The organism is Crocosphaera watsonii WH 8501, from assembly GCF_000167195.1.
In the GTDB taxonomy this organism is placed as follows: domain Bacteria; phylum Cyanobacteriota; class Cyanobacteriia; order Cyanobacteriales; family Microcystaceae; genus Crocosphaera; species Crocosphaera watsonii.
The window spans coordinates 1-6,831 of record NZ_AADV02000200.1; the positions used below are offsets into that span (position 1 = coordinate 1).

Below are 6,831 nucleotides of genomic sequence, written 5' to 3' on the forward strand. Positions count from 1 at the left end.
ATAGATAATGGACTTAGACGCGCTAATAAGAAAGTTAAAGAAGCATCGGAACGGTTTAGAATAGAAGGGGGAATAATATCGGCAGAAAGTAGTACCCTCACGACTAATATTGATGAATTAAAAGAGAAATTACAACAGCAACGAAATGAGATGGTAACTTTAGCAGCAACAAGTTTACCTCTAGCTTTAATTACACCTTTACTCACCGAAGCAAAAGAACAAGGTGAAAGCGAAGTTAAGCAACAACAAGCTATCACGGCCAAAACTGTCTTACAACAACGAAATAAAAGGTTACTTAATTATCTAGAAACCCTCCAACTTACTCAAGATGAATTGCAGAAAATACAAACATTTTTGTCAGAAGAATATGAAACTATTAACCAAACATCTCAAAGTAATCTTGCTCATAGTTTAGGGATAACAGAAGATGAATTAAACCAACTTAATACTTTACTAGATCATAAATTACCTCTACAACTTGATACTGCTAAAAAACAACTAGAAATCTTAGAAAAATTAGAAATTGATTTAGATAATAACGAGAGAAAATTACAGGTTGCTGCATCTCCAGAAGACTATCAAAAACTTAGTGATGCACTCACCAATGCACAAAAAGAAGCTGCTAAATGTCAAACAGAATATAACTCAGCAGAAAAACGCATTAGAGAAGCAGAAAGAGCAGTACAAATGACAATTAAAGACTTGAAAAGTTATACCGATAAAGCATTAGAAAAACAAAACAATGAACATATTATTAAATCTTCTGCTAAGGTACAAACTACGCTACAATTATTTAAAGAAAGATTAACCCTTAAAAAACTTAATAAACTAGAAGGGGAAGTAACAGAGTGTTTCCGTTATTTACTCCATAAGTCTGATCTCGTTCATCGGGTAGCTATTGATACCCATAACTTTAGTTTATCTCTTTATGATCCCCAAGGAGAAACCGTACCCAAACATCGCTTATCCGCAGGAGAAAAACAACTCTTATCCATCGCATTTTTATGGGGTTTAGCAAGAGTCTCAGGCCGTAACTTACCCATCGCTATCGATACCCCTTTAGGAAGACTCGACTCTTCCCACCGTAATAACTTAGTTGAGCGTTATTTTCCCACTGCTTCCCATCAAGTTATTCTCCTTTCTACTGATACCGAAATACGACAAAACGAGTTACAACAACTCACCGAACAAGATGCGATCGCTCATCAATATCTGCTACAATATAACCCAGATGAACGTCAAACTACTGTTCACGGCGATCGCTATTTTTGGTAATTTTTTTGTTTTAAATCTTGAAAAAAATCGATTTTTTTGCACCAAGGCTTGCAAAAGCCATCGGCTTGTGATACTATATTTAATAATAGGGAGGCTTTGTAATTTTTAGATCAAATTATTATATTTCCACTGTGAAGCTTATATTTTCATCTTCACATAAATTTTCCCCCTTCGCAACCCCCTATTCTTTAACTTCTCAAATGTAGGGTGTGTTAGACGGGTACAAATTAGGTTATAACAAGAAGATAACAATCCGTCGCAGGGCACCATTTTAGTCGGGTGGGTAAAAATAAACGTAAGTGTGTAGTTAGTCCTAATTGGACTTTGGACAAAAAAAGTTTGTTAGCGTATATTTTACGCTAAACTAAAATCCCAAAATATCGGCTCTGTATCAGTCAATAAAATTGGCTGACAAATAGGGCTAATCTATAGATTCTGAGGAAAACTAAGGAGCTTTTAAGTTTTCAGTTGATTTTTTGCTCCCTTTCTTGATAACATCATGACGAGTTCGTGGGGCTTTTTTGTAACCTTTAATACGTCCGGAAGAAAAACCTCGACGTTTGGGAAATTTGGCGAAAGTCCCCAAGGTCGTAATTATTCTTGAAAAGTCTCTTTGAACTAGACTAGGGGTGATTTTGATGGATTTATTAGTCTTCAAATACTGTTCCCAATCACGGGGTAAAACCACAGCTAATTTTCTGGCAGCCCACAAATTTACATAAGAAAGAAGTGTTAGTTTAAACCAATTTTCTTCATGATGTACATCGGGAGTTAAATAAGATGTCATCAATAATCTTTGTTTACCAAATCGAAAAAGATGTTCCATGTCATAACGTTGTCGATAACACTGATAACAATCAACTAAACTTAACTCATCGCGCCGAGAACCAATAACAATAAGCCACATAGGTTTCCAAATACTATTTCTTTCTTGATCTCTGACAACAATCTGGAGTAAAGTAAAGGGGTGATTGTTCATTTTATAGTTTTTAGTTCCTCTCATTAACATCTGTTTCCATCCCGAAATAGTCACTGTTAATTGACGACCTTTTTTCGTTGTAAAGGGAACATGATGAACTTCATCAGGTTCAGTCCAAGTTTGGTCATCTTTAAGGTCAAATTTATCCCCATACCAACGGGGATGTCCCGAAGTTTTGGCTTGATTTGGGTCCCGAATAAATTGACGATAAAAAACTCGGTCACTTCTAACTCTTGTAATAGTAACTAGGTCTTCATGCTTAACTTGTTCCCCAATAAAATCCTTTTGGCTGTAGTCACTATCAGCCACTAAGACAGATAATTTATCAGAAAATAAAGAACTTTGCCAGATTTTTTTTAGTTGTTGATTGCCTTGATTTACTCCTTTATGTTTAGAGGGGACTCGCTCTCCTGATAAGGGGACAGCCCAAGGGACTTTTTCTGTGTCTATTTGGTCAGGTAAAGCGCAGACAACGGAATAACAATGTCCAATATTAATGGGTTTATTTCCCTTAATTGGATTGGGGTAATGAATAAAGGTTTTATCCGCTAACGTTTCGGCAAACCGTCGTGGACAGGGAGTTGTGTCAATACCAAATAAGTTATAATGTTTTGAAGTGGGAGGAATTGTTCTCGATACCGCTGAAAATAAAGTCTCAATTCTCTGTTCATAATTAGGGTCAGTTTGAGTGGGTAAAAACTCTTGAATCCCTCTATATAAACTGTTATAATCTCTTCTAAATAAAGGATTGAGAGACAATTCAACGACTGAGTGAGCTTGTTGGTTACTGGAGAGGGCATCGAGTAATTCTATAATAGTTTCTTTTCTAGCTTTTAGTCCTTAGAAGAGGTTAGACCTCCACACCAGGAATTCCTCGACAGACGTAGCCGTTTCATTTTTGGTCATTTTTAAAATTTATTACCTTATAAATTAGCGGAATATATACGCTAACGTCAAAAGAGGTTGTTTGTTACAGTTAAGGCTAATGTCATCACATTCCGAACTTAAGACCAGTCAAGATGTCCACCTGAGAGCCAAACAAATTAAGAGTCTAATTCGCTCTCTTAAACAGAAAATAAAGAAAATTGAACGGGAAGGGGAAGTAGCACCAGCTAATTGTCATATTATTCGTTATCAGGTTAATGGAAAGGGAACAATCTACTGGTATTATAAACTACAGGCTGCTGAATCAATTTTTCCTATGGCCACTAATAATGAGAAAAAAACCAAATATAAATATTTAGGACGAGCCGAAAGTTCTGCTCATATTGATGCTGTAGAAAAACTCACTAGAAGAAATCTCATTGATGAATTAGAACGAGTCATTCAATCTCTAACTGAAAGCTACTTAGATATCTATATTTGAACCGAAACTGAATGAAGCTATTTAATATTTAAAATCCCCTAAAAAGATGGAAAGAGAGTTTTTAAAATCACCTTAATTCTCTATTTTAGCTCTGGAGATATGTTTAGTGTAAAATTTACGCTAACAATTGTTTTTTATCCAAAGTCCAATCTTTAATTTGTTTGAGAAATTCTCCCCCTGTTAAGGTATTTCCAGCAACCTTTCCCAGTTCTTCTTGTATGATTTGTGTTGCTAACTCTAAAGAAAATTCCCTGGTTTTTGCTTGCATTAAAGACAAGGCCAACACTTGCAAGACAGACTTATTTTGTTCCCCTATCAATGGCACTTTCATTCGTTTAGCTTGTTGTCGCGCACCCAATAGTAAATCACAAATTTTCTGATAGAGTTCCACACGACGACCCGGCAAAGCACTGCCACAATAATGTACTGTAGCAATCATGGTCACTAGAAGAGGATTTCTGCCCATCTCCGCGATCGCAGGTTGCTCTTGAATGCGGGTAATTAAATCATCAGACAAGGTTTCTGCTTCTCTGAGTACCGCAGGGGTTTCCCGTCCGGTTCTCATTATTTCATTTTGCCGATACAGACTACAAATAAAGTCTTCTACCTGCTGTGGGTTGAAGGGAAGCACTTCTAAAACGGTTCCAACTCGCTCTATTGGCGCACTTTGGAACCCATGAGGCCGAGAAGTCACTATGAAAACCGTTTCTCGATACACCGTCATTTGCTGGTTAACCCAGGCACTAACCGCATTTCTTTCATCGGCGTTAGCTACTTCATCGAGTCCATCGAGCATAACTAGTGCAGCTTAGTAAAAATAATCCACCAGTCACTTATGATCTTTAAAGCCCTTAAATTTCCAAACGAACGGCTTAGCAAAATGTTGATTAAAGTAATCAATAAAATTGAGAATTTTTTGGGATAGTTCTTCAGTTGAACGGACAGTAATTCTTTTGAGTAAACACCTGACTAAGATCGAAAACCAACACTCAATTTGATTAAGCCACGATGTATGTTTGGGAATATAAACAAAGCGAATTCGATGATATTCATCTGATAAAAAATCTGCTCTGCTGTCCATAGATTGCAAAATCCCCTCCTTTCCTTTTCTCCCCAAATCAATAGTAATTCCACAGCTTTCTGCTACTAATTTGACTAAGCTTTCCGATTTATGAGTGTTGAGTTGATCTACAATAAAAATCCATTCTGCTTTTTCATCAATCTTAATCGTTCTCTGGATATATTCAGAAAAATCTTGTTCTGTTCTTGTCGGTCCAATAGAGGGACTAACAACTTTTCCTCTTGCCACATCCCAGTTCGCAATCAAGCTTAAAGTTCCGTGTCTTTCATATTCAAATTCGATTTTTTCTACTTGTTTAGGCTTGATTCTTTTGTTCGGAAATAATCTCTCAAGAGCTTGAATCCCTGTCATTTCATCTGTACTAATTAAATGAATTCCTTGTTCTAACAAAGTTTTAGCTTCTTGATGAAGTTCACAGATATATTTGACTTGCTTTTTAAATTTTAAGGGATCATCAATTTTGGCATTTAACCAGTAACGAACGAGATGTGGTTGTAATGTCGCTTCTTTTTAAAAAACGCCCCACACTACGGGGGGAAATCTTTTCGACAATTCCTCTTTTTATGGCTTCATCCGCCAACTCTGAAGGTGTCCAATGGCTCACTGGTCTGTCTGATTTTTCACATTCTTCACAAGCGATCTCTACAATCTGGACTACTTGTTCGACCGTAAAGGATTTTGTTGTTCCAGGTCTTGGGCGATCGCTTAAAATTCCTTTGATCAAGACCATTAATGCTTTCTCCGTTACCTGTTGTTCTTCGGCGGCACTCAGTTTTTCTCTCTCCTCAAACCATTGCGATCGCCACTGACGCACTTGTACTCGGTCTAATTCTAATCTTCGACTAATCGAACTATTGCTCTCTCCTGATGCTGCGGCTAAGATTAGCTTGGCTCGTCTAACAAGGCGATAGGGGTTTGTTGTCCCTCTCACTATTTGTTGGAGTACTGTTTTCTGTAGGTTGGAGAGGTTAATTGGCAATGCTTTTATCATGGACATCAACTTCGAGATTCTTCCGTTAGTTTCATTGAAACACATTGTCGTGGCTAGTCACGAAAGTTTCTGTAAAAATCTGGTGGATTACTTTCGCCAAGCTGCACTAGATTAGCAATAAAAATTGTAGAGGTAAACGGCCGTTTAACCCTACCTAGATATTTTTTCTCATAGGGTTAATTTTCTAGGATGTTATGGGAATACTCATATTATGTCATTAAGTATGTAACAAAATCTTCTAGATTATGAGAAATGCTGATCTTGATATTAATTTATTAACTATAATGCCGACAATAACTTATCACTTATATTTATTAACTTATTTAAAATATTATTATTGATTATTAACTTTGATAACTTTTCCTAGAAACTTTTGATAGGATTGAATTTACTTTGGTTGACGCAAAAGTTAACCGGATTGTATTTTGAGGAATAAATAACCCGGATTTCTCAGAAATTAATTTGAAAGCCCAATCCAGAGATGAAAAATGATAATTTTTAGGACTAATAGAAATTTTGAATATAGATGAATAAAAAAATTGACTTTGATTATCCAATAATTGAGTTTAAGAGGGAATAATTATATTAACTTTTGATTTTCTCCACGATAAATAAGACTAAATGAAAGTATCAGTCAGTCAACAACTTATGATAGATATCTTTTTTAAAAAACAACTTATTCTACTTATCCAGTATTAGGAATAGTTTTAATTCTTTTGTTAGCAATAGACAAAATATCTTGATAAGGACAAGCACTAGCTATAGCGATAATAATTCTTCTACAACTAATCTTTATTCTGGCTCCCAACTTAAGAAGATTTAGACGTATTCTTCCCACAGTTGCTTTAGCCAATGAAGTTTTTTTTAAACAGTGTTGACGAAAAGCATTTATGAGAACATAAGCCCAGGAATGAATGTATCCATAATCTTAGTTGATTACTTTGAAATGTTTGAGTTGAAGTTCTATGAGCTAACAAGTCTAATTGTTGTTCTTTAATCCGATTTTCCATCTCGCCTCTCGGACAGTATTTTTTTGTATAAAGTTTTGAGGGTGGAATTTTTGAAGCGGGCAAAGATGTCACCACATGGCGCATTTTTAAGCCATCACTTCCATAACAACTTTTGTCACTACTCTTCTT

Annotated in this window: 5 protein-coding genes and 2 pseudogenes; 2 read left to right on the plus strand and 5 right to left on the minus strand. The window is 35.9% G+C overall.

Features of this window, described 5'->3' with window-relative positions; all coding sequences use genetic code 11:
* The coding region (gene dndD / locus CWATDRAFT_RS28505) for a DNA sulfur modification protein DndD (protein ID WP_007308234.1) at nt 1–1,275 on the plus strand (1,275 nt) is incomplete at its 5' end.
* A gap of 445 nt (nt 1,276–1,720) precedes the next feature.
* Here dndD and CWATDRAFT_RS28510 read toward each other — a convergent pair.
* Nucleotides 1,721–3,160, minus strand: a pseudogene (locus CWATDRAFT_RS28510) (NF041680 family putative transposase).
* 79 nt (nt 3,161–3,239) lie between these two features.
* On the opposite strand from CWATDRAFT_RS28510, the gene CWATDRAFT_RS28515 reads away from it, so the two are divergent.
* On the plus strand, nt 3,240–3,620 hold the full coding sequence (locus CWATDRAFT_RS28515) for a hypothetical protein (protein ID WP_007306704.1): 381 nt from the start codon (nt 3,240–3,242) through the stop codon (nt 3,618–3,620).
* A gap of 115 nt (nt 3,621–3,735) precedes the next feature.
* Here the strand turns inward: CWATDRAFT_RS28515 and CWATDRAFT_RS28520 are convergent, their stop codons facing one another.
* From CWATDRAFT_RS28520 to CWATDRAFT_RS34895, 4 genes and pseudogenes are all read right to left on the minus strand, one after another.
* The gene (locus CWATDRAFT_RS28520; RefSeq protein WP_007308237.1) at nt 3,736–4,416 is read right to left on the minus strand and encodes an NACHT domain-containing protein; all 681 of its coding nucleotides are present in this window, start codon (nt 4,414–4,416) and stop codon (nt 3,736–3,738) included.
* 33 nt (nt 4,417–4,449) lie between these two features.
* Nucleotides 4,450–5,091 (minus strand): transposase, encoded by a 642-nt coding sequence (locus tag CWATDRAFT_RS28525; RefSeq protein ID WP_007308236.1) that lies wholly within the window; start codon nt 5,089–5,091, stop codon nt 4,450–4,452.
* A 64-nt stretch (nt 5,092–5,155) separates the two neighbouring features.
* Nucleotides 5,156–5,737, minus strand: coding sequence for a helix-turn-helix domain-containing protein (locus tag CWATDRAFT_RS28530; RefSeq protein WP_007304966.1), 582 nt, complete (start codon nt 5,735–5,737; stop codon nt 5,156–5,158).
* A 640-nt stretch (nt 5,738–6,377) separates the two neighbouring features.
* Nucleotides 6,378–6,831 (minus strand): annotated as a pseudogene (locus CWATDRAFT_RS34895) (transposase); the annotation flags it as partial.

Excerpts from the sequence above, each read along its gene's own strand:
- CWATDRAFT_RS28530 (WP_007304966.1), bottom strand. The coding sequence starts at position 5,737 with ATGTGTTTCAATGAAACTAACGGAAGAATCTCGAAGTTGATGTCCATG.
- CWATDRAFT_RS28515 (WP_007306704.1), top strand. The coding sequence starts at position 3,240 with ATGTCATCACATTCCGAACTTAAGACCAGTCAAGATGTCCACCTGAGA.
- CWATDRAFT_RS28520 (WP_007308237.1), bottom strand. The coding sequence starts at position 4,416 with ATGCTCGATGGACTCGATGAAGTAGCTAACGCCGATGAAAGAAATGCG.